The sequence below is a fragment of the Pseudomonas sp. GNP012 genome, assembly GCF_054343835.1.
This window is the reverse complement of record NZ_JBTGUU010000001.1, coordinates 2,532,932-2,558,350: the sequence shown is the minus strand read 5'-3', so window position 1 is coordinate 2,558,350 and position 25,419 is coordinate 2,532,932. Positions and strand designations below refer to the sequence as shown.

The following is a 25,419-nucleotide window of genomic DNA, read 5'->3' as shown; positions in this document are numbered from 1 at the left end:
CTCAGGCCTCCTGCCGTTGACGGGCGAGCATCAGCCGTGGAAGCAGCAGGGCGCCCAGGTGATACATCGCCAGCAGCGCAAGGGCTGCGCCCAGCGGCCACCAGAACAGATCGCGTTTGGGCTGGTGGCTGAGGGTTTTCACCTGATGCGGGGTGAGCTTGTCGAGGGTGCTGTAGACCTGATCCAGGGCGTTGCGATCTTCGGCGCGGAAGAAGCGTCCGCCCGTGGTTTGGGCCATGTCCTTCAGGCCTTGCAGGTTGACCTTGGCTTCGCCTTCGGCGTTCGGGTCGCCGATGCCGATGGTGTGAATCACCACCTCTTTGGCGGCAGCCATGGCGGCCGCGTGATCCGGGGTGATGGCGCTGCTGGTGTCGTTGCCGTCGGTGAGCAGGATCAGCACTTTTTCCTGCTCGTGGGCCTGCTCCAGCAGTTTCAGGCTCAGGCCGATGGCGTCGCCGATGGCCGTGTTGGGGCCGGCCATGCCGATGCCGGTGTCGTCCAGCAGCAGTGACAGGCTGGTGTGATCGAGGGTCAAGGGTGCCTGCGGATAGGCGCCGGTGCCGAACACGATCAGTCCGATTCGATCGTCCTTGCGCTTGTCGATGAACCCGTGCACCACGTCCTTGACGGCGGCCAGGCGATTGATTTTCTGACCGTTGGCGTCGGTGAAGTCGGTGGTTTCCATCGACTGGGAAATGTCGATGGCCAGCATCAGGTCACGCACCGGCTGCTGGCGCTCGATGGGCTTTTCCACCCACACCGGCCGGCTCGCCGCCACCAGCAACAGTGTCCAGACCAGCAGGTTCAGCAGCAACTGCCAGCGGTTGCTGCGGGTACCGGCCTGGCTGGGTGCCTGGCCGACAGCGCGGCTCATGGCGCCGAAAAACGGTACGCGAACGGCACTCCGGGCTTCACGGTAATCGGGCAGGTAGCGATAACCCAACCATGGCAATGGCAGCAGGATCAGCAACCATGGGTAATCAAGCTGCCACATGATGACGCTCCACCCAGGTTTTGCAGGTGCTGAACAACAGTTGGCGCTGCTCGTTGGGCATGGCCCTCAATGTTGCGTCCGGCGCGTAGGCCAGCAGCGACAGTTGTTGGCTGAAGTCGGCGGGCAAGGGTTGTGAAATGTGCCGCTGCAGGAATGCCTGCCAATCCTTGTTTCCTAACGCCGCAGGACCCTGTGGGAGCGGGCTTGCCCGCGATGAGGCCATGACATTCAAAATTGATGTCGACTGACAGGACGCCTTCGCGGGCAAGCCCACTCCCACAGGGAATGCATTCCAGTTAGAGGACGGCATGGAGAGGGCCACGCGTTTGAGCAACTCCGGAAGTTCGCGCAACGCATTCAGGTCATTGCTGCGCTGCTGCAACTCCGCCAGCCGTGCCAGTGCCTCGCGCCGATAGCGGTCGCGCCGCCATTGCCAGTAACGTCGGGCACTGACCAGCAGCAGGCTGAGCACCAATAATGTCAGCAACGCCCACCAACCCCACGTCTGCGGCGCATAGCTGACCGGTGCCGGCAGGGCCATTTCCTTGAGTTGGTCGATGCTCGGGACAGCGGGGTTCATCGGCGCCCCCGGACGAGCTTGCCCAGTTCGGCGCGCAGTTGTTCGTGGGCTTCGGTGGCGGTGCTGAACATCATCAACGGCACCTGGCTGCGGCGCAGCAAGGTCGCGACGTCCTTGAGCCGACCGCTGAGAAAGTCCTCCAATGGCTGATGCACCTGTCGCCGATCCACCGCCAATTCCACCTGCAATTGCCCCTGCGTGATCAGCACGCGACCGTTTTTCGGCAGGTTCAACGCCAGCGGGTCATAGACCTGCATGGCGATCACATCGTTATGGGCCGCCAGTTGCCGCATGAGCTGCAAGGTGCGTTCACCGGCCCCGGCAAAATCACTGACGATGCAGATCAGGTGATCGTGACCGGCCACGGCCAGGCAATGCTGCAGGACCTTGTCGAGCTGGTCTTCGCCCTCGGCATCCGGGTTGCCCGCATTGAGTGCCTGGTTCTGCCGGGCAATGCGGCTGCACAGCGCCTCGACGCGTTTACGGCTGCGCAGCGGGGCGATGCTGTCGATGCGTTGATCGTTGAATACCAGCCCACCGACGCGGTCGCCGGCGTTGAACACCACCCACGCCGCCAGGGCGCCGAGTTCGGCGGCGACCGCGGATTTGAAGCTGCGTTGCGAACCGAAGAACATCGACATGCGCTGGTCGACGAGGATCAGCGCCGGGCGGTCGCGCTCTTCGGTGAATGTCCGTACCACCGGTTTGCCGGTGCGCAGGGAGGCGCGCCAGTCGAGATGACGCAAATCGTCCCCCGGCTGATAACGGCGCAGCTCATCGAAGTTCAGGCCGCGGCCACGCAAGCGTGACGCGTGATTACCCGCGAGGATGCTGCCTTGAGGTTGGCGAGCGACAAAACTCAGGTCACGGGCCTTGAACTCCAGGGCCATCAACTGCGCCAGAGAGACATACACCAGGCCGTCGACGCTGTTCATGGACATCAGGCCGCAATCGCCACTTTATCGAGCAGACGGTCGAGCACCTGGTCGGCGCTCACGCCATCGGCTACCGCGTCGTAGCTCAGTTGCAGGCGATGGCGCAGCACCGGGTGCACCACGGCGCGGACGTTGTCCGGAGAAACGAAATCCTGGCCCTGCAACCAGGCGTCGGCCCGGGCACAACGGTCCAGGCCGATACCGCCGCGAGGGCTGGCGCCGATGCTGATCCAGCGCCCAAGGTCGGCGTCATAATCGGCCGGATGGCGCGTGGCATTGATCAGGTCGATCAGGTAGCGGTCGATGGCCGGGGACACGTGCACCGCACTGACTTCCCGGCGCGCGGCAAAGATCACGTCCTGGGCCAGGGCAAAACCCTGCACCGCAGCCGTTTTGGCGCCGAGTGCCTGCTCTTCTTCGCGCAACAGGCGCAGGACCTGGCTTTCGTTTTCCGCGCTCGGGTAATCGAGCAGCACTTTCATCAGGAAGCGGTCCATTTGCGCTTCCGGCAGCGGGTACGTGCCTTCCTGTTCGATCGGGTTCTGGGTCGCCACCACGATGAACAGTTCCGGCAGGGCATGGCTGTTGCCGGCCACGGTGATCTGGCGCTCTTCCATGGCTTCGAGCAACGCGGCCTGGACCTTGGCCGGCGCACGGTTGATTTCGTCGGCCAGGATCAGGTTGCCGAACAGCGGGCCGGGCTGGAAGCGGATTTCGTTCTTGCCTTCGACCTGATGCAGCACCTCGGCGCCGGTGATGTCCGACGGCAGCAAATCCGGGGTGAACTGGATGCGGCTCATCTTCGCGTCCAGGTGTTTGGCCAGTGCTTTCACCGTGCGGGTCTTGGCCAGGCCGGGCAGGCTTTCGAGCAGCAGATGCCCATTGGCCAGCAGGCCGACGAGGATTTGCCGGATCACCTGGTCCTGACCGAGTACCGCTTCGGCGATGCTGGCTTGCAGGGCATTGAGGTCGTTGAGTGCGGTCATGAAAGGCTCCTGCAGAAGATCGAACGGGTACTGATGACCATGCCTGGCGACCTCCTAGAAAAATGCCAGGGTCAGGTTGACGCTGATGCCATTGCCTTCGGGCCGGTTCTTGGTGTCGAACTCCGGGACCCAACGGGCACTGATGTTGGCCTGGGCGTCGGCGAACTTGCCGCTCCAGCCTACCGTGGGGCCCGCGCCCACCGAGCGCCCGCGAAAGCCGCTGGTTGCGCCGGATCCGGAGTCATCGGTGACCTGCTGGATATAGCCGGCCACCATGCCGGCGTTCCAGCCGTTACCGAAACCGTGGGTCCACAGGGCGTCGAGGGTGAAAATGTTGCCGTTGCGATAATCCGTGGCGTCGTTCTCGGTGTAGAACTCCAGGCCACTCGACAACGTGAACTCGCCGCCCTTGCCAATCAGGTGAGTGAACGCCACCGTCGGCATGAAGGTGTAAGTGTTCTGCCCGGGGTTGGCCAGGCGATCGTCGTTGTAGGCACCGGTCGGCACGTAGATCGGCAGCGAGAACGCGATGTGGTTGAGTTCGTCGAAGTGATAGCCGGCGGCAATCGGCGTCACCAGCATGTCGGCGAATTGGGTGCCGCTGTCCTCGGTGCCCAGGGTCCTGCCGCGAGGGCCGCTGATACTGGCGGTAACGTCGGTGTACTGCACCGGTACACCGATGGCCGAGGCGTAGTTCCAGCGACCCTTGCCCGTGTCCCAGACGCGAGTGAAGTTGGCCATGGTGTAAGACACTTTCATGTCCAGCCCGGTACTCAGGGCGCCCACGATCGGCACCTGGGCGTTGCCCTTGAGATCACCGTCGTACCAGATGCTGGTCAGGGACATGACCCAACCCGGCTCCGGAGGCACGATCCCGGCATCGGAAAACACTAGTTGCCCGGTGATCGGGCGACCGACACCCCCTTCGGCCGCCAGGCTCAATGGACTGACGCTGACCATGCACAGCGCCAACAAGGGGCGCACTACGTAAGGCCTGATCATGAACGACTCCGCTTATTGTTGTGTGGTTGCTGGCGTCAGCAGCGGCAGTTTCCATTGGCCGTTGTTGACTTCCGGTTTGGGCAGGTACAGGCGCCTTGTCAAAATGCAAGGTGTAGTCGGTTTTCGACGCATCGACCGGGTTTCCGGCCCAGGCGTTGGTGCTCAGAGCCAATGCAAGGTCGGTGAATACGATGCGGTAGTTCATGGTGCTTCCTGTCTCGGCCTTCATTGCACAGCCGTGATGTCGTCGAGCTTCCAGCTCTTGTCGAAATACGCCTCGGTCGGGGCGTACAGGCGGAAGTAGCTGAACCAGTGCTTGCCCGGAAGGGTTTGCACCCAGTTGTCTTCAAAGCCTTGCGGTGCCGTCGGGCCGAAGTACAGGTCCACCGAGCCGTCGGGGTTTTTCTTCAGGTTCTGCCGGGACGACAGGTCGGCCTTGCGCTGGGGGTTGTCGATCAGGCAACGGCTGTCGATGTCATACACGGTCATCGACCAGAACTGCTTGGCCGGTGGGTTGGCGTCGACGTGCAGGCGATAATGCTTGCTGCCGTCGAGCCAGTTACCCTGGTTGTCGGTGTAGGCGCCAAGGTAGGTCTGGCCCAGCCCCGGGGTTTTCGAGACCATGCCTTTGGTGTTGGTCACCGCCTCGTAGAACCAGGCACTGCGCTCCCACAGCTGGTCGTAATAGGCGACACGCTGGGACGGCTCGGCGATGTTCAGCACGGTGTCCCATTGGCGATCCGGCCAGTACTGGGCATCGGGGAAACGCTTGGCGAAGGTGTTGGCCTTGGCGATCAGTTCGCCGACCTGCGCACCCTGTTCCAGGGCCGCGCGTTGCTTGTCGTCGGGATTGAACGGCTTGTCCTTCTCGATGCCCAGGCTGGCCAGCATGGCCATGTAGAAACGGTCACGTTCGTTGACCGGTTCCTTCTGAATGATCTGGTGCAAGCGCTCCCAATACGCCAGGCCTCGTGGCTGGGTACCGGACCAGGCTTTGCCGCCGGGGGACAGCAACCTGGTCCTGGACGGTTCTGCACGCCTGGCATACGGGTACATCCTGAATTGCTCGACCAGCGCCTTGCCCTTGGCCGGGTCCGGATCGAGTACACGGAAACCGACCAACACGTTCATGGTTTCCGATTTGGCCAGGTAATATTTGCCGGCATCGGCCGGTGGCTCGGCACCCGGTGGCAGCACCAGGTATTTGCCTCCCTTGCCTTTGTCCGGGCCTGTCTGGCCCATGTCGATGATCGCCCGCTGCCAGAAATCGCCCACGCCGCCAGCAGTCGGGCCGGGTGGCAACTCAATCACCAGTGGCCCGGTTTCATTGAGGTCGACAAAACCAAGGATGTACGGCGTGGTGGCATTGGCCGTGATCACCCCGAGCTTGTCTTCGTAGCTGTTGAGCACCATCAGGTCGCCGCTGTGGGCACCCAGTTTGTCGCGAAACTCTTCCTGCCATTGGGCGTAGGACACCAGCGGCAACGCCCACAGATAACTTTGTGTGGCCTGCTGGAAATCCAGTTCGGCGTAAAGATGGGCGATTGACTCGTGGGCCGGTAGTTCGCCTTGCATGGCAATTTTGCCGATACGCGTATCGAGATCCTGGGCACCCACGCCGCAGCTGACGAACATTGTCATCAGGCTGAAGCCGGCTGCGCGAAGGGCAACGTTCATAAGAAGGTCCTTATTTACTGAAGGTGGCATTGATCCCGGCGAACAGTGTGAGTTGCGGTAAGCCATCGCCTTTTCGGTCAACGGTCCACTGTGGCTCGATAAAGGCATTGAGGATATTGGACCCGGACTTCCAGGCTTTGCCGCCACCCAAACCGAGTGGGATGTAATGAGTGTTGTTCTTCAGGTCGAAAGCCCAGGTGCCGGTCGAGCACAGGTACCAGCCTTTTTCCAGGTTATGGAAGATGAGCGGCTGGAAGGTGGCGGACTCGACTGGAGGGTGAGTAGCCGGTTGGCCGTCTCGGCGTGAACACAAAAAAAAGGCGCCAGTGAAGTCACCCAGACGAAGGCGTACTTCCCCAATTGCTTTGACATCATTCCCCCCGGTTCCCTGGTGGCTGGCTGATCGGGCCTGCGGCCGCTTATGTTCAGCCGCAACTTCGTAATCCCTTTCCGATCAAGCCTGTAGGACTTATCGGATGAAGTTAGCAGTTAACCATGGGTTAGCCAGCCATATGGATTAATTCTTTCGTTTTGTGTGTGGATTCTCGTTATTTTCGTGTACTAAAAAGTTAATACGGGTCAAAGACTTGCCCAAGCAAGTTAAGTGGCTATCTAGTTAATGTGGGAGCAAGCCCGCTCCCACAGCAAGCTTAGGAAAAGGTCGAATCAGTCAGTTCTTCTTCGCTTGCTCCCAAACCCGCTCTTCCTGCTCGCGCAGTTCCGGCGTGAACTCGGCGCCAAAGTCTTCGGCCTCAAACACCTGGCGAATCTCGATCTCGGCCTCGGTGCCCGGCATCGGGTTGGGGCAGCGCTTGACCCATTCGATGGCTTCTTCTCTGGACTTCACTTTCCACAACCAGAAACCCGCAATCAGTTCCTTGGTTTCGATGAAGGGGCCGTCGATCACCGTGCGTTTTTCACCTGAAAACTTTATGCGAGCGCCTTTGCTGCTCGGGTGCAGGCCTTCGCCCGCGAGCATGATGCCGGCCTTGACCAGTTCTTCGTTGTAGTTGCCCATGGCGGTCAGCAGTTCCTGGCTGGGCATGACGCCGGCTTCGGAATCCTGGCTGGCCTTGATGATGATCATGAATCGCATGGTGTCGTCTCCGTTGCGGTTGAGTGATTCGATTTATAGTCGAACGACGATGGAGTAATTCGACAGAGTGCTATCAAAAGTTTTAGTCGAAGACGAGTCGCGTACCTTTCGTCATGAACATCGGGAAGCGGCGGGTGAGGGCGTACTCTGTACTTTTGCCGACTTGATCGGCTAACAAACGAACCCTGTGGGCGCGAGCCTGCTCGCGATGACGTCAGCTCAGTCGCCAGCGATGTTGCATGACATTGCGCTTTCGTCGGATCGCCGCCCGGAGCAAGCCCGCACACGGGGTTATGAGTTGTATCCAGTTTTGTGCGCTGATACATGACAATTTATGTTTGATCGTAGGTCGCAGGACAATTTCGTGGTTAACTTCGGCCTCGTCAAAATTCTCCACCACAACGTTCAGAAGGACTCCGTTCATGGCTCAAGTCACTCTTAAAGGCAACCCGGTTCAAGTCAATGGCCAACTGCCACAAGCCGGTTCCAAGGCGCCAGCCTTTTCCCTGGTTGCCGGCAATCTGTCCGACGTCACCCTCAAAGACTTTGCCGGCAAGCGCAAAGTACTGAACATCTTCCCAAGCGTTGACACCCCGACCTGCGCCACTTCCGTGCGCAAGTTCAACGCCCAGGCCAGCGACGTGGCCAACACTGTTGTGCTGTGCATCTCCGCTGACCTGCCGTTCGCCCAGGCCCGCTTCTGCGGCGCCGAAGGCCTGGAAAACGTACAGAACCTGTCGACCCTGCGCGGCGCAGAGTTCATCCAGAACTACGGCGTGGCCATCGCCGACGGCCCGCTCAAGGGCCTGACCGCTCGCGCCGTCGTGGTTCTGGACGAGAACGACAACGTGTTGCACAGCGAACTGGTTGGCGAAATCGCTGACGAGCCGAACTACGACGCGGCACTTGCTGTTCTGAAGTAAGTACGCCGTTGCAATTGTTAACACCCCCGCTGTCAAAAATGCTGTTGTAGGAGCGAGCTTGCTCGCGATGGACTCAAGAACGCTGCGTTTCGTCAGTAGACATGCGTTATCGTTAACGACCATCGCGAGCAGGCTCGCTTCTGCGCTGATCGGCATTACCCTTTGTCCAGGCCGTTTTCATTTGTGTTTCAGTGTCTTGGATAAAACTCCTGTTACGTAAGCTGAAAGTAAATTGCCGGTAAAGGCGCTTTGCTTAATACCCGCCAGTGCTTATCGTTCAGCCTCATGTAAAAAAGCCCACGCGCCCAATGGTTGATCACTCAATGCAATCCTCCGCTTCCCGTAGTCCCCGTCGCTGGCTGTTCGGCCTGCTCGTCCTGTTGGTCATCGCCGCCCTGTGCTGGAAATTCTGGCCTGGCAGTGCTGCACCCAAAGAGGCTGCGGGACAGAAAGCCGTTGCCGGGCATACCGGCCGATCGGGGGGCATGCGCCCGGGGTTCGGCGGTGCGTCAGGGCCGGTACCGGTGCGCGTGGCTGCGGCCGTCACCGGCGACTTCCCGCTGTATTTCAAGGCGCTGGGCACGGTCACGGCGCTGAACACCATCAACGTCCGCAGCCGCGTCGGCGGTGAGCTGGTCAAGATTCATTTCGAAGAAGGGCAGATGGTCAAGGCCGGCGACCTGCTGGCTGAAATCGACCCGCGCCCTTACCAGAACGCCTTGCTCCAGGCCGAAGGCACCTTGCTGCAGAATCAGGCGCAATTGAAAAACGCCCAGGTCGATGTCGAGCGCTATCGCGGCCTGTACCGCGAAGACAGCATTGCCAAGCAGACCCTGGACACCGCCGAAGCGCTGGTCGGTCAGTTCCAGGGCACGGTCAAGACCAATCAGGCAGCGGTCAACGATGCCAAGCTCAACCTTGAATTCACCCGGATCCGCGCACCCATCACCGGTCGCGTGGGCCTGCGTCAACTGGACGTCGGCAACCTGGTGGCGGCCAACGACACCACCGCCTTGGCGATCATCACCCAGACCCAACCGATCAGCGTGGTCTTCACCCTCCCGGAAAACAGCCTCGACACCGTGCTCGCCCGTTATCGCAGCGGTGCCAGATTGCCGGCCGAAGCCTGGGATCGAGGCGATACCAAGTTGCAGGCCACTGGCGTGCTGCAGAGCCTGGACAACCAGATCGACGTCACCACCGGCACCCTGAAATTCAAGGCTCGCTACGAGAACCGCGATCAATCGCTGTTCCCGAACCAGTTCGTCAATGTGCGCCTGCTGGCCGACACCCTCAAAAACGTGGTGCTCGCACCGTCCGCCGCGATCCAGTTCGGCACCAACGGCACGTTCGCCTATGTCCTGGACGGTGACAAGAAGGTCAAGATCCGTCAGTTGAAAGTCGGCGCCAGTGACGGCCTGAACACCGTGGTCACCGAAGGCCTGTCCGCGGGCGACCGGGTCGTACTGGAAGGCACTGACCGCCTCAAAGACGGCAGCGACGTGGAGGTGGTCAACGACAGCCAGGACGTGCCGACCACGCCAACCGAACACCTGCAAGGCAAGTCGGCGGTCAACGCGGCTGAGCCTGCGACCACTGACAAGGCGAAAAAGGGTGGCGCATGAACCTCTCGCGGCTGTTCATCCTTCGCCCGGTAGCCACCACGCTGAGCATGCTGGCGATTATCCTGGCCGGCGTCATTGCCTATCGGCTGCTGCCGGTGTCGGCGTTGCCCCAGGTCGATTACCCGACCATTCGCGTCATGACCCTGTACCCTGGCGCCAGCCCGGACGTCATGACCAGCGCGGTGACCGCGCCGCTTGAACGGCAGTTCGGGCAGATGCCCGGCCTGACACAAATGGCCTCCACCAGTTCCGGCGGGGCGTCGGTGCTGACCCTGCGGTTCAGCCTCGACATCAACATGGACGTGGCTGAGCAACAGGTGCAGGCGGCGATCAACGCGGCCACCAACCTGCTGCCCAAGGACCTGCCGGCCCCGCCGGTGTACAACAAGGTCAACCCGGCCGACACGCCGGTGCTGACCCTGGCCATCACCTCCAAGACCATGCTGCTGCCCAAGCTCAACGATCTGGTCGATACGCGCATGGCGCAGAAAATCGCCCAGATCAGCGGCGTCGGCATGGTCAGCATTGCCGGTGGTCAACGCCAGGCTGTGCGGATCAAGGTCAACCCGGAGGCCCTGGCGGCCAACGGCTTGAACCTGTCGGACGTGCGCACCCTGATCGGCGCCTCCAACGTCAACCAGCCCAAGGGCAACTTCGACGGCCCGACCCGGGTCTCGATGCTCGATGCCAACGATCAACTGACGTCGCCCAAGGACTACGCCAACCTGATTCTGGCCTATGCCAACGGCGCGCCGTTGCGGCTCAAGGACGTCGCTGAAATCGTCGACGGCGCCGAGAACGAACGCCTCGCGGCATGGGCCAACGAGAACCAGGCCATACTGCTCAACATCCAGCGTCAGCCCGGTGCCAACGTGATCGAGGTGGTGGACCGGATCAAGGCCTTGCTGCCGAGCATCACCGACAACCTGCCGGCCGGCCTCGACGTGGTGGTGCTGACCGATCGCACCCAGACCATCCGCGCCTCGGTCAAGGACGTGCAGCACGAATTGCTGATCGCCATCGCCCTGGTGGTCATGGTCACCTTCCTGTTCCTGCGTCGCGCCAGCGCCACGATCATTCCGTCGGTGGCCGTGCCGCTGTCGCTGATCGGCACGTTCGGCGTGATGTACCTGGCCGGGTTCTCGGTCAACAACCTGACCCTGATGGCCCTGACCATCGCCACCGGTTTCGTGGTGGACGATGCGATCGTCATGCTGGAAAACATTGCGCGCTTCATCGAGGAGGGCGATAGCCCGCTGAACGCGGCGCTCAAGGGCGCCAAGCAGATCGGGTTCACCCTGATTTCCCTGACGTTGTCGCTGATCGCCGTGCTGATCCCGCTGCTGTTCATGGCGGACGTGGTCGGGCGCTTGTTCCGCGAGTTCGCCATTACGCTGGCGGTGGCGATCCTGATTTCCCTGGTGGTTTCCCTGACGCTGACGCCGATGATGTGCGCGCGGTTGCTCAAGCGCGAACCCAAGGAAGCCGAACAGGGGCGTTTCTATCGCGCCAGCGGTGCGTTCATCGACTGGATGATCGCCGCTTACGGACGCCAGTTGCAGTGGGTGCTCAAGCACCAGCCCCTGACCTTGATGGTGGCCATCGGCACCCTGGCGCTCACGGTATTCCTGTACATGGTAGTGCCCAAGGGCTTCTTCCCGGTGCAGGACACCGGGGTTATCCAGGGTATTTCCGAAGCGCCGCAATCGATTTCCTTCGCCGCCATGAGCGAGCGTCAGCAGGAGCTGGCCAAGGTGATTCTGGCCGACCCGGCGGTTGAGAGCCTGTCCTCCTACATTGGCGTGGACGGCGACAACTCGACCCTCAACAGCGGTCGTTTGCTGATCAACCTCAAGTCGCACCGCGACCGTGACCTGAGTGCAACGCAAGTGATTGCCCGCCTGCAACCGGAGCTCGACAAGCTGGTCGGCATCCGCCTGTTCATGCAGCCGGTGCAGGACCTGACCATCGAGGACCGGGTCAGTCGTACGCAGTACCAGTTCAGCATGTCGTCGCCGGACTCGGAGCTGCTGAGCCTGTGGAGCGGGCGCCTGGTGGAGGCCTTGGCCGACCGCCCGGAATTGACCGACGTGGCCAGCGATCTTCAGGACAAGGGCCTGCAGGTTTATCTGGTGATCGACCGCGATGCGGCGTCGCGGGTCGGGGTGTCGGTGTCGAACATCACCGATGCGCTGTACGACGCCTTCGGTCAGCGGCAGATTTCCACGATCTACACCCAGGCGAGCCAGTACCGCGTGGTCCTGCAATCGCAGTCCGGCGAGAAGATCGGCCCGGATGCGTTGAACCAGATTCACGTCAAGACCACCGATGGCGGTCAGGTACGCCTGTCCAGCCTGGCGCATATCGAGGAGCGCCAGGCGCAGCTGGCGATCACCCACATCGGCCAGTTCCCGGCGGTGATGATGTCCTTCAACCTCGCGCCCGGCGTGGCGCTGGGGCATGCGGTCGAGATCATCGAGCAGGTGCAGAAGGACATCGGCATGCCGATTGGCGTGCAGACCCAATTCCAGGGCGCGGCGCAGGCGTTCCAGGCTTCGTTGTCGAGCACCTTGCTGCTGATCCTGGCGGCGGTGGTGACCATGTACATAGTGCTGGGCGTGCTCTACGAGAGCTACATCCACCCGATCACCATTCTATCGACCTTGCCGTCGGCGGCGGTGGGCGCCTTGCTGGCGTTGATCCTCAGTGGCAACGACCTGGGCATGATCGCGATCATCGGCATCATTCTGCTGATCGGCATCGTCAAGAAGAACGCGATCATGATGATCGACTTCGCGCTCGACGCCGAGCGTAACCAGGGCATGGACCCGCAAACGGCGATCTATCAGGCCGCCTTGCTGCGTTTCCGGCCGATCCTGATGACGACCCTGGCGGCGCTCTTCGGTGCCGTGCCGTTGATGCTGGCCACCGGTTCCGGTGCGGAACTGCGCCAGCCGCTGGGGTTGGTGATGGTCGGCGGCCTGTTGCTGAGCCAGGTTTTGACCCTGTTCACTACGCCTGTGATCTACCTGTATTTCGATCGTCTCGGTCGGCGCTTTGGCAAGACCGGCGCTCAGGAGACGGCGGTATGACGGCCTGCCTAACCTGTGGGAGCGGGCTTGCTCGCGAAGGCGTCCGGTCAGGCGACAGGGATGTTGAATGCATGGCCCTCTTCGCGAGCAAGCCCGCTCCCACAGGGGGGCTGCAGGGCTCGTGGGTTGGGGCTGGGAGCAGTCATCGATGAATCTCTCGGGACCTTTCATCAAGCGCCCGGTCGCGACCATGTTGCTGAGCCTGGCCATCATGCTGCTGGGTGGCGTGAGCTTCGGTTTGCTGCCCGTGTCGCCGCTGCCGCAAATGGACTTTCCGGTGATCGTGGTCCAGGCCAGCCTGCCCGGCGCCAGCCCCGAGGTGATGGCGTCGACGGTGGCCACGCCGCTGGAACGCTCTTTCGGCGCGATTGCCGGGGTCAACACCATGAGCAGCCGCTCCAGCCAGGGCTCGACCCGGGTGATCCTGCAATTCGACCTCGACCGCGACATCAACGGTGCGGCGCGGGAGGTGCAGGCGGCCATCAACGCCTCGCGCAATCTGCTGCCCAGCGGGATGCGCAGCATGCCGACCTACAAGAAGGTCAACCCGTCCCAGGCGCCGATCATGGTGCTGTCGCTGACGTCCGATGTGCTGGAAAAAGGTCAGCTCTATGACCTGGCTTCGACGATCCTGTCCCAGAGCCTGTCCCAGGTGCAGGGCGTCGGCGAGGTGCAGATCGGCGGCAGTTCGCTGCCGGCGGTGCGTATCGAACTCGAACCGCAGGCGCTGAACCAGTACGGCGTGGCCCTGGACGATGTGCGCAACACCATCGCCAATGCCAACGTACGCCGGCCCAAGGGCTCGGTGGAGGACGATCAACGTCTGTGGCAGGTCCAGGCCAACGACCAGCTGGAAAAAGCCAAGGACTACGAGTCGCTGATCATCCACTACAACGGCGGCGCGGCCCTGCGCCTCAAGGACGTGGCCAAGGTCAGCGACGGCGTCGAAGATCGTTACAACAGCGGTTTCTTCAACGACGACGCGGCGGTGCTGCTGGTGATCAACCGGCAGGCCGGCGCCAACATCATCGAGACGGTCAACGAGATCAAGGCGCAGTTGCCGGCGTTGCAGGCGGTGTTGCCGGCCAGCGTCAAGCTGAACCTGGCCATGGACCGTTCCCCGGTGATCAAGGCCACGCTGCACGAAGCGGAAATGACCCTGCTGATCGCCGTGGCGCTGGTGATCCTGGTGGTGTTCCTGTTCCTCGGTAACTTCCGCGCCTCGCTGATCCCGACCCTGGCGGTGCCGGTGTCGCTGGTCGGTACCTTTGCCGTGATGTACCTCTACGGCTTTTCGCTGAACAACCTGTCGCTGATGGCGCTGATCCTGGCCACCGGGCTGGTGGTGGACGATGCCATCGTGGTGCTGGAGAACATTTCCCGGCACATCGACGAAGGCGTGCGACCGATGAAGGCGGCCTACCTCGGCGCCCAGGAAGTCGGCTTCACCCTGCTGTCGATGAACGTGTCGCTGGTGGCGGTGTTCCTGTCGATCCTGTTCATGGGCGGGATCATTGAAAGCCTGTTCCGGGAATTCTCCATCACCCTGGCGGCGGCCATCGTGGTTTCGCTGCTGGTGTCATTGACCCTGACCCCGATGCTCTGCGCCCGCTGGCTCAAGCCGCACACGCCGGGGCAGGAGAACCGCCTGCAACGCTGGAGCCGGCGGGCCAACGACTGGATGGTCGGCAAATACGCCACCAGCCTCGACTGGGTGCTGCGCCACAAACGCCTGACGTTGCTCAGCCTGTTTGTGACAATCGGTGTCAACATTGCGCTGTATATTGTTGTTCCTAAAACATTTTTACCTCAGCAGGATACCGGTCAGCTGATCGGTTTCGTGCGCGGCGACGACGGCCTGTCGTTCAGCGTGATGCAGCCGAAGATGGAGATTTTCCGTCGTGCGGTGCTCAAGGATGAAGCGGTAGAAAGCGTCGCCGGATTCATCGGCGGCAGCAACGGCACCAACAACGCCTTCATGCTGGTGCGGCTGAAACCGATCAAGGAACGCAACATTTCAGCGCAGAAAGTCATCGAACGCCTGCGCAAGGAAATGCCCAAGGTGCCCGGCGCACAACTGATGCTCATGGCCGACCAGGACCTGCAGTTCGGTGGCGGCCGTGAGCAAACCACCTCGCAATACTCCTACATCCTGCAAAGTGGGGATCTCGGGGCATTGCGCGAGTGGTATCCGAAAGTCGTCACCGCGCTCAGGGCCTTGCCGGAACTGACGGCCATCGATGCGCGGGAAGGCCGGGGCGCCCGGCAAGTGACCCTGATCGTCGACCGCGACCAGGCCAAACGCCTGGGTGTCGACATGGACATGGTCACGGCGGTGCTGAACAACGCCTACAGCCAGCGGCAGATTTCGACCATCTACGACAGCCTCAACCAGTATCAGGTGGTGATGGAGGTCAACCCGAAATACGCCCAGGACCCGATCACCCTCAAGCAGGTCCAGGTGATCACCGCCGATGGCGCGCGGATCCCGCTGTCGACCATCGCCCATTACGAAAACAGCCTGGAAAACGACCGGGTCAGCCACGAGGGCCAGTTCGCCTCGGAAAGCATTGCCTTCGACATGGCTGAAGGCGTGACCGTGGAGCAGGGTGGTGCCGCCATCGAGCGGGCGATTGCCAAGGTCGGGCTGCCGGAAGAAGTGATCGCGAAAATGGCCGGCACAGCCGACGCTTTCGCGGCGACCCAGAAAAGCCAGCCGTGGATGATTCTGGGGGCGCTGGTGGCGGTGTATCTGGTGTTGGGGGTGCTGTACGAAAGCTACATTCACCCGCTGACCATCCTGTCCACCCTGCCGTCCGCCGGGGTCGGCGCGTTGCTGTCGATCTATGCGCTGGGCGGCGAGTTCAGCCTGATTTCGTTGCTGGGGCTGTTTCTGCTGATCGGCGTGGTCAAGAAAAACGCCATTCTGATGATCGACCTGGCGTTGCAGCTGGAGCGGCATCAGGGCATGGCGCCGCTGGAATCGATTCGCAGTGCCTGCCTGCAACGTTTGCGACCGATCCTGATGACCACCCTGGCGGCGATCCTCGGTGCCTTGCCGTTGCTCCTGAGCCGCGCCGAAGGGGCGGAAATGCGCCAGCCGCTGGGCCTGACCATCATCGGCGGGTTGATCTTCAGCCAGGTGCTGACGCTTTACACCACGCCAGTGGTTTACCTCTATCTCGACAAACTGCGCCATCGCTTCAACAAATGGCGTGGGGTGCGTACCGATGCTGCTCTGGAAACTCCGCTATGACTGAACGTTCGCTTTTCAACCTGGCTGCACCGCTGATCACGGCTCGAGGCTCGCGTCTGCTGAGCCTGTCACTGTGCGTGGCGATGCTCAGTGCCTGCGCCGTCGGCCCGGATTACCAGCGCCCGCAAACCGCGGAACCTGCGCAGTACAAGGCAGCAGAAGGCTGGCGCCAGGCCAACCCGAGCGATGCCCTGGCGCGCGGCGCATGGTGGGAGCTGTATGGTGATCAACAGCTCAATGGCCTGATCGAGAAGCTCAACAGCGCCAACCAGACCGTCGCCCAGTCCGAAGCCCAGTACCGCCAGGCCCAGGCCTTGGTGCGCAGCGCACGCGGGGCGTTTTTCCCCACGGTCGACCTGAACGTCAGCAAGAACCGTTCAAGCCAGGGCACAGGCAGCAGCAGCTCCAGCCTGAGCAGTTCGTCCAGCGGTATTCGCGACACGTATTCGGCCCAGGCGGGCGTCAGTTGGGAGGCGGATGTGTGGGGCAAGCTGCGCCGTGGCCTGGAAGCCGACACCGCGAATGCCCAGGCAAGCTTCGCCGATCTGGCGGCCATGCGCCTGAGTCAACAGTCGGAACTGGTGCAGAATTACCTGCAATTGCGCGTGATCGATGGCCAGAAACGCCTGCTCCAGGACACGGTCGAGGCTTATCAGCGCTCCCTGAAGATGACCGAGAACCAGTACCGCGCCGGCGTATCCGGCAAGGACGCCGTGGCCCAGGCCCAGACCCAGCTCAAGAGCACCGAAGCGGACATGATCGACCTGATCTGGCAACGTGCCCAGTTCGAGAACGCCGTTGCCGTGCTGATCGGCCTGCCGCCGGCGCAGTTCAGCCTGGCGGAAAGCCAGGACATTCCGCAGTTGCCGCAAGTGCCGGTCGCCCTGCCTTCGCAGTTGCTGGAGCGTCGCCCGGACATCGCTTCGGCCGAACGCTCGGTGATGGCTGCCAACGCCAACATCGGTGTGGCCAAGGCGGCCTATTACCCGGACCTGACCCTGAGCTTGAACGGTGGTTACAGCAGCAGTACCTCGAAAGACTTGTTCAGCCTGCCGAACCGCTTCTGGTCGGTCGGGCCGCAATTGGCCATGACCCTGTTCGACGGCGGCCAGCGCTCGGCGGAAGTCGACCGCAGTGAAGCGGCCTATGACGAAACTGTGGCCAAGTACCGCCAGACCGTGCTGGACGGATTTCGCGAAGTTGAAAACTTCCTGGTGCAACTCAAGGTGCTGCAGGATGAGGCCGTCGTGCGCCAACAGGCGCTGGACGCTGCCCGTGAATCGTTGCGCCTAACCCAGAACCAGTACAAGGCTGGCTTGATCGCATACATCGATGTGGTAGTGACCCAGGCGGCGGCGCTGAACAATGAGCGCAGCAACCTGGACCTGTTGCAAAGCCGCCTGATCGCCAGCGTGCAGTTGATCGCCGCGCTGGGCGGTGGCTGGGACGGGCAGCTTGAAGTGAGCGAGAGCCGATAACGCAATCTAACGCACGCTGCAATCCCTGTGGGAGCGAGCTTGCTCGCGATGGCTGAGTCACATTCAGCATGGATGTTGCCTGACCCACCGCTATCGCGAGCAAGCTCGCTCCCACAGGTTTTGTGGTGCCAGCAGCTTGATGCGAGTTGATGTAAAACCTTAAAACAAGCGTTTCATCGGACTGATGGCCCTTTGCTCATTTTGTGAGTGCGTTCTCATTCGGAATCAGTACAATCGCCGCATTTTCCCCCGGCGAGAATCAATACCATTAATGGGGGTATTCGCGAGAAGTCCGCATGCTCATCGGTAGCTATTCCCCCACCCTGGTTATCATTTCGCTCTTTGTCGCGATTCTCGCCTCATATACCGCACTCGACCTGACCGGACGCATTGCCACTGCCAAAGGCCGCGCCGTGCATTTGTGGACCGCGGGCGGGGCCATTGCCATGGGCATTGGCATCTGGTCGATGCACTTTATCGGCATGCTCGCATTCAATCTGCCGATCGATCTGGGCTATGACGGCGCAATCACCCTGTTGTCGCTGTTGATCGGCGTGCTCTCCAGCGGTTTTGCGCTGTGGCTGGTCAGCCAGCCAAAACTGCCGGCCTGGCAACTGGCCTTTGGCGCGCTGGTCATGGGCGCCGGCATCAGCGCGATGCACTACACCGGTATGGCGGCCATGCGCATGCAACCAGGCATCGACTATGACCCGACGCTGTTCGGCGCTTCGCTGATCATCGCTGTCGCTGCCTCGGGCGCGGCATTGTGGATCGCGTTCCATTTACGCCAACACACGCCTTATGTCCGCCTGATCCGTGGCGGTGCCGCCGTGATCATGGGCATCGCCATCGTCGGCATGCACTACACCGGGATGGCCGCTGCACGCTTTGCCGATGGCAGCTTTTGCGGGGCGGCGGTCAACGGCCTGAATGGCAAGGGCCTGGACAACCTGGTGCTGATCACCACATTGGCGGTGCTGTGCATTGCCTTGCTGACCTCGATCCTCGATGCGCGCCTGGAGGCTCGCACCGCAAGCCTGGCCCAGTCGCTGACCGAAGCCAACCGTGAACTGACCCAACTGGCCCTGCACGACACCCTCACCGGGTTGCCGAACCGGACGTTGCTCGCCGACCGAATCGATCAGGCCATGTCCCGGGTTCGTGAACAGGGCGGTTGCTTTGCCCTGATGTTCATCGACCTGGACGGCTTCAAACCCGTCAACGATGCCTTCGGTCACCACATGGGCGACCTGCTTTTGCGCGAAGTGGCCCTGCGCCTGCGCGAAGACTTGCGCAGCCAGGACACCCTGGCGCGGATCGGCGGCGATGAGTTCGTGTTGCTGGTGCAATTGAGCGAGCAGAACGATGCCTTGAACCTCGCGGCCCGCCAGGTCGGGTTGATTGCACGGGCGTTCCGGGTTGCCGAACATGATTTGCACATTTCCGCCAGTGTCGGCATCGCGCTCTATCCGGGTAACGGGCAGTCCGCCCACGAATTGCTGATGAACGCCGACGCGGCGATGTACCACGCCAAGGGCGCGGGTAAAAACGGCTACAGCTTTTTCGACGCCTCGATGAACACCAACGCGCGTAAGCAACTGCAATTGTTGCAGGACCTGCGCAATGCCGTGGAGCATCAGGAATTCAGCCTGCATTACCAGCCCAAGTTCGATGCCGCCAATGGCCGGCCGGTGGGCGCCGAGGCCCTGTTGCGCTGGGAGCATCCGACGCAAGGCTTGCTGTTGCCGGACAAATTCATCGAACTGGCGGAAAAGACCGGGCTGATCATTCCGATCGGCGAGTGGGTGCTCAACGAAGCGTGCCGCCAGATGCGCGAGTGGTACGTGCTGGGCTACACCGATTGGCGCATCGCCGTGAACCTGTCGGCCATCCAGTTTTGCCATGCCGGACTGGTCCAGAGCGTCGCCAAGGCATTGGCGACTCACCATCTGCCGGCCAATAGCCTGACCCTGGAAATCACTGAAACCACCGCCATGAGCGATGCCGACGCGAGCATGACGGTGCTTCAGGAACTCTCGGAAATGGGTGTCGACCTGTCCATCGACGATTTTGGCACCGGTTATTCGAGTTTGATGTACCTCAAGCGCTTGCCGGCCAACGAACTGAAGATCGACCGCGGTTTTGTCCGTGACCCGGAGCACGACAGCGATGACGCCGCCATCGTTTCGGCCATCGTGGCTCTCGGCCAGGCGTTGGGGTTGCGCATCGTTGCCGAGGGTGTGGAGACGGGGTCGCAGCAGGACTTCCTGACGCAACTCGGCTGCGACTCGTTACAGGGTTACCTGCTGGGGCATCCGCTGCCGGCCGAAGGTTTCATGATGGAAATCCATCGCTCGGAGCGATTGGCGCTGGCTTGACAGTCTGTGTCATCGTTCATCGCGGGCAAGCCACGCTCCCACAGGTTTTGCATATTCTGTGGGAGCGTGGCTTGCCCGCGATGGCGTCTGTGCAAACGCCACCGAAGCCATGCAAAAACCACCAATGGCGGTTATTCTTGCCCCCGACCGCTTAAGCTTTGATTGGGGGAAGGCTCGCATGGACAAAGTCATCGTCATCACCGGCGGCAGCCGCGGCATTGGTGCCGCCACCGCACTGTTGGCCGCCGCGCAGGGCTATCGGATCTGCATCAATTACCAGGCGGACGAAAAGGCCGCACTCGGCGTGCTGGAGCAAGTCCGCGCCCTCGGTGCGCAAGCCATTGCGGTAAGGGCCGATGTCAGCATCGAAGACGAAGTCATCGCGCTGTTCCATCGGGTCGACGATGAACTGGGCCGGGTCACGGCGCTGGTCAATAACGCCGGGACCGTGGGGCAAAAGTCCCGGGTCGACGAAATGTCCGAGTTCCGCATTCTCAAGATCATGAAAACCAACGTCCTGGCGCCGATCCTCTGCGCCAAGCACGCGATCCTGCGCATGTCGCCCAAACACGGCGGGCAGGGCGGCAGTATCGTCAACGTGTCCTCGGTGGCCGCACGCTTGGGCGCGCCCAACGAATATGTCGACTACGCAGCGTCAAAAGGCGCGCTGGACACCTTCACCATCGGCCTGTCCAAGGAAGTGGCGGGAGAGGGGATCCGTGTCAACGCGGTGCGCCCGGGCTACATCTACACCGATTTCCATGCCTTGAGCGGCGATCCGGACCGGGTCAGCAAGCTTGAGTCGGCGATCCCGATGGCCCGCGGTGGGCGGCCGGATGAAGTGGCGGAGGCGATTGTCTGGTTGTTGTCGGACAAGGCTTCTTATGCAACGGGGACATTTGTTGATCTTGGTGGTGGACGCTGAGTTGAGCCCGCAAGCATCCACCTGTTATTTCTGACAGTAGACGCTGCTGACAAGGGCGCCTAGATTGGCGACGAGCCACGCAACCGAACACTGCGTGTGTTGAAGCCTCTCAAAGTCGGGCGCCTTGTGCATGCACATCCACACACCAACGCTGAACGCCGTCGACCCTCGCGGTTTAGCTGTTCGTACGGTGGCTTATCACCGTCGCGCGACCAGTGCGCCGCCCGAGTCACGGGTCACGCATCAGCTGTATGACGGGGCCGGCCGTCTTGCTCGGCAACGCGATCCGCGATTGTTTGCGTTGCTCGATGCGCCTTCAAACCTGTCCACCACTTACAGCCTTTCGAATCAGCCGCTGTGCAGCGACAGTGTCGATGCTGGCTGGCAAGTCGATTTGCCCGGTGCAGCCGGGCAGGTAATCGAGTCATGGGATCAACGCGGTTGGCATCGTCGCACTGAGCATGATTCGTCGCTGCGGCCGGTGGCGATGTTCGAGCAAGGCGTCGGTGAGGTGGAGCGCTGTGCCGAGCGCATCCTATGGGGCGCTGCGACAGATGAAGAGGCCCGGCACAATCGCTGTGGTCAGCCGATCCGACAGGATGATCCGGCAGGGAGTCGATTGCTTTCCGATTACGGGATGTCAGCGGCTGTACTGCTTGAGATTCGGCATTTCTTGAACAGTTTTGATCCGCCCGATTGGCCCCTTGTAGAAGCGGAGCGCGACCGTCTGCTGGAACCGGGCGAGGGTGCACGGGCATCCTGGTCCTTCCTGCCTTCGGGTGAGCTCTCGCATCAAACCGACGCCAAAAGTCATACCCGACATTTCACCTATGACCGCGCCGGGCAACTGCATTCGGTCGGGCTACAACGGGCTGGCCAATCCGTCGCCGACACGCTGGTCAATGCCATCGAGTACAACGCCTTTGGCCAGATAGAACAGGAGCGGGCAGGCAATGGCATGCGTACCACCAGCAGTTATGACCCGGCCAATGGACGCCTGACGAACCTCGATACCCAAGGCCCCGCTCAGGGATTTCTGCAGGAGCTCAGTTATGGCTACGACCCCGCAGGCAACATCACCGAAATCGCCGATGCGGCGCTGCCCATTCAGCATTTCGCCAACCAGCGCATCGAGCCGGTGCGGCGCTTCACCTATGACACGCTCTATCAGCTAATCAGCGCCACCGGTTGGGAAACAGCCAGGCCGTCGTTGGGGCCGGCGTTGCCCGAGTGGCAGGGATTCGGCCCGCCGGATGGTAGTCGCTGGTGCAGTTACACAGAAACCTATCACTACGATGAAGCAGGCAACCTGCTGCGGCGTCTGCATCACGGCGCGGTAGACGACACCTTGATCATGCGCGTGGCATCGCACAGCAATCGCAGCGTGAAAGATCGAGCCGGCCAGCCGGCCATTGACGAGCTGTTCGACGCTCGCGGCAACCTGCTGGAGCTGCAACCTGGGCAGGCTTTGCAGTGGAATGGGCGTAATCAGTTAGCCCAAGTCACCCAAGTGGCGCGGATTGAAGGCGCTGACGACATCGAGAGGTATGTCTACGACAGCGAAGGCGCTCGCCTGCGCAAATACCGGGAGGTCACCGCGAAATCCATCGTGCATACGCCCGAGGTACGTTACTTGCCGGGCATCGAACTGCACGCCAATAGCGCCACAGGAGAACGGCTCCAGGTGATAAGCGTACAGGCCGGGCGGTGCACCGTACGCCTGCTGCATTGGGACAGTCCGCCGCCTGCAGGACTGGACAACGATCAGTGGCGCTACTGCTTTGACGATCACCTGGGATCGAGTGCCTTTGAGGTGGATGCCCAGGCTAAAACCATCAGCCAGGAAGTCTATTACCCCTTCGGCGGAACCGCGTGGTTGGCAGGGCGACATGAGGTGGAAACCGGTTACAAGACCATTCGTTATTCGGGTAAGGAACGGGATGTTTCAGGGCTTTATTACTATGGCGCGCGGTATTACGCGCCGTGGTTGCAGCGCTGGTTGAATCCGGACCCGGCGGGGGATGTGGATGGGTTGAATTTTTATCGGTTTGTCAGGAATGGTCCGGTTATCTATACAGATAAAAGAGGATACGCTCCGAGTGAGGCGGAAAAAAACCGTACTGAGCTTGAAAACGAGTTTGGGTTGAAAAATCTAATTCAGTCGCGTGGTATGGAAGCAATTAAAATGAATTATCGCGATATTGCGAAAGCGTTGCATGCTTCATTCTTAGAGGCAGAAATGATTTTAGAAAATACTTTGGCTTCGTTGGAGTCTGCAAATTTTGATAGTGAGGATTCTGGGATAATTGGAAATCACTTTGGTATAATTGACTTTGATGCTCCAGGGTATTTAATCGGTGGTTATCGTAAGGCGTTATCGAATGTTAGGCTTTTAATGTCGGAATCGGATAGCGTTGTTTTGTTTAAAGGGGCTGGAAGGTATTTAAGAACTGAAGCGTTAGTTTTTCCTACTGATACAACAAATTCCGTGTATTTTAATTCGGAAATAATTCGTGGGCTGGATGTGAAAGATCTTGCATTTACAGTAATTCACGAAATTACACATCGGCGTGAAGTATTTGCTTCCAAGGATTTTTGGTATCTCTCAGTTAATGGGGTAGGTGGTGATAATTCTTCTGGAAGCAGGTATTCGCGCACAGAAAAATTATCAAGCAGGATGTTGAACGAAAAAATTGAAAAAAGTGATGTTTCAACCAGGTTACATGAGAAGTTTTCTCGAGTCCTGCGGAGTGAGGATATTCATGCAGCGATAAAGAAATTTAGAGAGAATCCAAGCACTCGAAATAAAATGGCATTAAGAAATGCCGACAATCTTGCATCTGCTGCTGGCAGACTAAGTGAGGCAAGAGAGTTACGGAAACGTCAGCACCAGATTTTCCGTCGGTAATAAATGCGTAATTATAAAGTTCGAATCGGAGTAACGATCAAGGTAAAAACGACCGCACAATCCGCCCCAACGTCTCCATCGCTTTCTCCGCCGCCTCATCCCACGGGCTCCCATAATTCAACCGAATACAATTTCTGAACCGCTGCGTCGGCGAAAAAATCGGCCCCGGTGCAATGCTGATCCCCTGCGCCAGCGCCATCTGAAACAACTTCAACGAATCCATCTGCTCCGGCAATTCCAGCCACAAAAAGTATCCGCCCGCCGGTTGGCTCACTCGCGTCTGCGCCGGGAAATAGCGGGCGATGGCGGCGAGCATGGCGGCTTGCTGGTCTTCCAGCGCATGACGCAATTTACGCAGGTGCCGGTCGTAGCCGCCGTGTTGCAGGTAGTCGGCGATCGCTGCCTGGGCCGGCATCGAGGCGCACAGTGAGGTCATGAGTTTCAGGCGTTCGATCTTCTGTGCGTAGCGCCCGGCGGCGACCCAGCCGATGCGGTAACCGGGGGCCAGGCTTTTGGCGAACGAGCCGCAATGCATCACAAGGCCTTCGGTATCGAATGCCTTGGCCGGTTTCGGGGCTTGTTGACCGTAATACAGTTCGGCGTAGACATCGTCTTCGATCAGCGGCACCTGGTGGCGGCGCAGCAGTTCCACGAGCTGTTGTTTCTTGGCCTCGGGCACAGTGGCGCCCATGGGGTTCTGGAAGCTGGTCATGCACCAGCAGGCCTTGATCGGATGGCGTTCCAGGGTTTGTTCGAGCACGCCGAGGTCGATGCCGTCGCGCGGGTGCACGGGGATTTCCACGGCTTTGAGTTTCAGGCGTTCGAGCACTTGCAGGCAGGCGTAGAACGCCGGTGCTTCGATGGCCACCAGGTCGCCAGGTTGCGTCACTGCTTGCAGGCACAGGTTGAGGGCTTCCAGGGCGCCGTTGGTGATCAGCAGTTCTTCCATGGGCAGCATCAGCCCGCCGACCATGTAGCGCAGGGCGATTTGCCGGCGCAGCTGCGGGTTGCCCGGCGACATGTCGTTGACCACCATGCGCGGGTCCATCTCGCGGGTGGCGCTGGCCAGGGAGCGGGACAAGCGTTGCAGGGGGAACAGCGTCGGGCTGGGGAATGCCGAGCCGAAGGTCACGGTGTTCGGGTCCTTGATCGAGTCGAGTACCGAAAACACCAGTTCGCTGACGTCGACTTCCGTGGATTCGTTGACCTGGCTGCTGATCACCGGCTCGGAAAACGGTCGCGGCGCATGGGCATTGACGAAATAGCCGGAGCGCGGACGGGCGCGGATCAGGCCCCGACGCTCCAGCAGGTAGTAGGCCTGGAACACCGTCGACGGGCTGACGCCGTAGGTCTGGCTGGCGTAGCGCACTGACGGCACACGCTGGCCGGGACCCAGGACGCCGGAGCGGATCAGTTCTGCGATGTCGTCGGCGAATTTTTCGTAGCGTTTCATCAAAAAGCCCGGTTGGGTGTCTTTTGGAAAGAGGGGACGGGGGTACCGCCAAGATCGCAGCCTTCGGCAGCTCCTACAATGGATCGGCTTGCGTGTGTAGGAGCTGCCGAA

At 60.8% G+C, this 25,419-nt stretch carries 16 protein-coding genes and 1 pseudogene; 8 read left to right on the top strand and 9 right to left on the bottom strand.

The window, feature by feature from the left end:
- Position 1: 1 nt before the first annotated feature.
- The 8 genes and pseudogenes from ACXX83_RS11425 to ACXX83_RS11390 form a co-directional block, all read right to left on the bottom strand.
- On the bottom strand, positions 2-994 hold the full coding sequence (locus ACXX83_RS11425; protein ID WP_458548504.1) for a vWA domain-containing protein: 993 nt from the start codon (positions 992-994) through the stop codon (positions 2-4).
- A complete protein-coding gene (locus tag ACXX83_RS11420) occupies positions 981-1,574 on the bottom strand; it encodes a DUF4381 domain-containing protein (protein WP_458548503.1) in 594 nt (197 codons plus the stop codon). Before ACXX83_RS11420 ends, ACXX83_RS11425 begins: the two co-directional genes overlap by 14 nt.
- Positions 1,571-2,515 (bottom strand): DUF58 domain-containing protein, encoded by a 945-nt coding sequence (locus tag ACXX83_RS11415; RefSeq protein WP_458548502.1) that lies wholly within the window; start codon positions 2,513-2,515, stop codon positions 1,571-1,573. Before ACXX83_RS11415 ends, ACXX83_RS11420 begins: the two co-directional genes overlap by 4 nt.
- Positions 2,515-3,495: an AAA family ATPase gene (locus tag ACXX83_RS11410; protein WP_217835332.1), complete on the bottom strand. Its 981-nt coding sequence runs from the start codon at positions 3,493-3,495 to the stop codon at positions 2,515-2,517. The genes ACXX83_RS11415 and ACXX83_RS11410 overlap by 1 nt, the downstream gene beginning before the upstream one ends.
- Before the next feature lie 54 nt (positions 3,496-3,549).
- Positions 3,550-4,497 (bottom strand): SphA family protein, encoded by a 948-nt coding sequence (locus ACXX83_RS11405; protein WP_458548501.1) that lies wholly within the window; start codon positions 4,495-4,497, stop codon positions 3,550-3,552.
- A gap of 225 nt (positions 4,498-4,722) precedes the next feature.
- Positions 4,723-6,174 (bottom strand): DUF1254 domain-containing protein, encoded by a 1,452-nt coding sequence (locus tag ACXX83_RS11400; protein ID WP_458548500.1) that lies wholly within the window; start codon positions 6,172-6,174, stop codon positions 4,723-4,725.
- Positions 6,175-6,184: 10 nt separating this feature from the next.
- A pseudogene (locus tag ACXX83_RS11395) lies at positions 6,185-6,451 on the bottom strand (hypothetical protein); the annotation flags it as partial.
- Between the two features lie 393 nt (positions 6,452-6,844).
- Positions 6,845-7,270 carry a YciI family protein gene (locus ACXX83_RS11390; RefSeq protein WP_015095313.1) on the bottom strand — a complete coding sequence of 142 codons (426 nt, stop codon included), beginning with the start codon at positions 7,268-7,270 and terminating at the stop codon, positions 6,845-6,847.
- Positions 7,271-7,692: 422 nt separating this feature from the next.
- Between ACXX83_RS11390 and tpx the strand changes: the two genes are divergently transcribed.
- The 8 genes from tpx to ACXX83_RS11350 all read left to right on the top strand — a co-directional run bounded on the left by tpx (position 7,693) and on the right by ACXX83_RS11350 (position 23,855).
- Positions 7,693-8,193 (top strand): thiol peroxidase, encoded by a 501-nt coding sequence (gene tpx, locus ACXX83_RS11385; RefSeq protein WP_015095312.1) that lies wholly within the window; start codon positions 7,693-7,695, stop codon positions 8,191-8,193.
- Positions 8,194-8,501: 308 nt separating this feature from the next.
- Complete coding sequence (locus ACXX83_RS11380) at positions 8,502-9,818, top strand: MdtA/MuxA family multidrug efflux RND transporter periplasmic adaptor subunit (protein WP_458548499.1); 1,317 nt, start codon at positions 8,502-8,504, stop codon at positions 9,816-9,818.
- Positions 9,815-12,910, top strand: a complete 3,096-nt coding sequence (locus ACXX83_RS11375) for an MdtB/MuxB family multidrug efflux RND transporter permease subunit (protein ID WP_458548498.1) — start codon at positions 9,815-9,817, stop codon at positions 12,908-12,910. The genes ACXX83_RS11380 and ACXX83_RS11375 overlap by 4 nt, the downstream gene beginning before the upstream one ends.
- A gap of 148 nt (positions 12,911-13,058) precedes the next feature.
- Positions 13,059-16,166 carry an efflux RND transporter permease subunit gene (locus ACXX83_RS11370; RefSeq protein ID WP_458374551.1) on the top strand — a complete coding sequence of 1,036 codons (3,108 nt, stop codon included), beginning with the start codon at positions 13,059-13,061 and terminating at the stop codon, positions 16,164-16,166.
- On the top strand, positions 16,163-17,644 hold the full coding sequence (locus ACXX83_RS11365) for an efflux transporter outer membrane subunit (RefSeq protein WP_458548497.1): 1,482 nt from the start codon (positions 16,163-16,165) through the stop codon (positions 17,642-17,644). Before ACXX83_RS11370 ends, ACXX83_RS11365 begins: the two co-directional genes overlap by 4 nt.
- A gap of 296 nt (positions 17,645-17,940) precedes the next feature.
- Positions 17,941-20,022, top strand: a complete 2,082-nt coding sequence (locus ACXX83_RS11360) for a putative bifunctional diguanylate cyclase/phosphodiesterase (RefSeq protein WP_458548496.1) — start codon at positions 17,941-17,943, stop codon at positions 20,020-20,022.
- Positions 20,023-20,200: 178 nt separating this feature from the next.
- Positions 20,201-20,947, top strand: coding sequence for an SDR family oxidoreductase (locus ACXX83_RS11355; RefSeq protein WP_458548495.1), 747 nt, complete (start codon positions 20,201-20,203; stop codon positions 20,945-20,947).
- 130 nt (positions 20,948-21,077) lie between these two features.
- Positions 21,078-23,855 carry an RHS repeat protein gene (locus ACXX83_RS11350; protein WP_458548494.1) on the top strand — a complete coding sequence of 926 codons (2,778 nt, stop codon included), beginning with the start codon at positions 21,078-21,080 and terminating at the stop codon, positions 23,853-23,855.
- Between the two features lie 37 nt (positions 23,856-23,892).
- Here the strand turns inward: ACXX83_RS11350 and mapR are convergent, their stop codons facing one another.
- Positions 23,893-25,308 carry a GntR family transcriptional regulator MpaR gene (gene mapR, locus ACXX83_RS11345; RefSeq protein WP_458548493.1) on the bottom strand — a complete coding sequence of 472 codons (1,416 nt, stop codon included), beginning with the start codon at positions 25,306-25,308 and terminating at the stop codon, positions 23,893-23,895.
- Between the last annotated feature and the right edge of the window lie 111 nt (positions 25,309-25,419).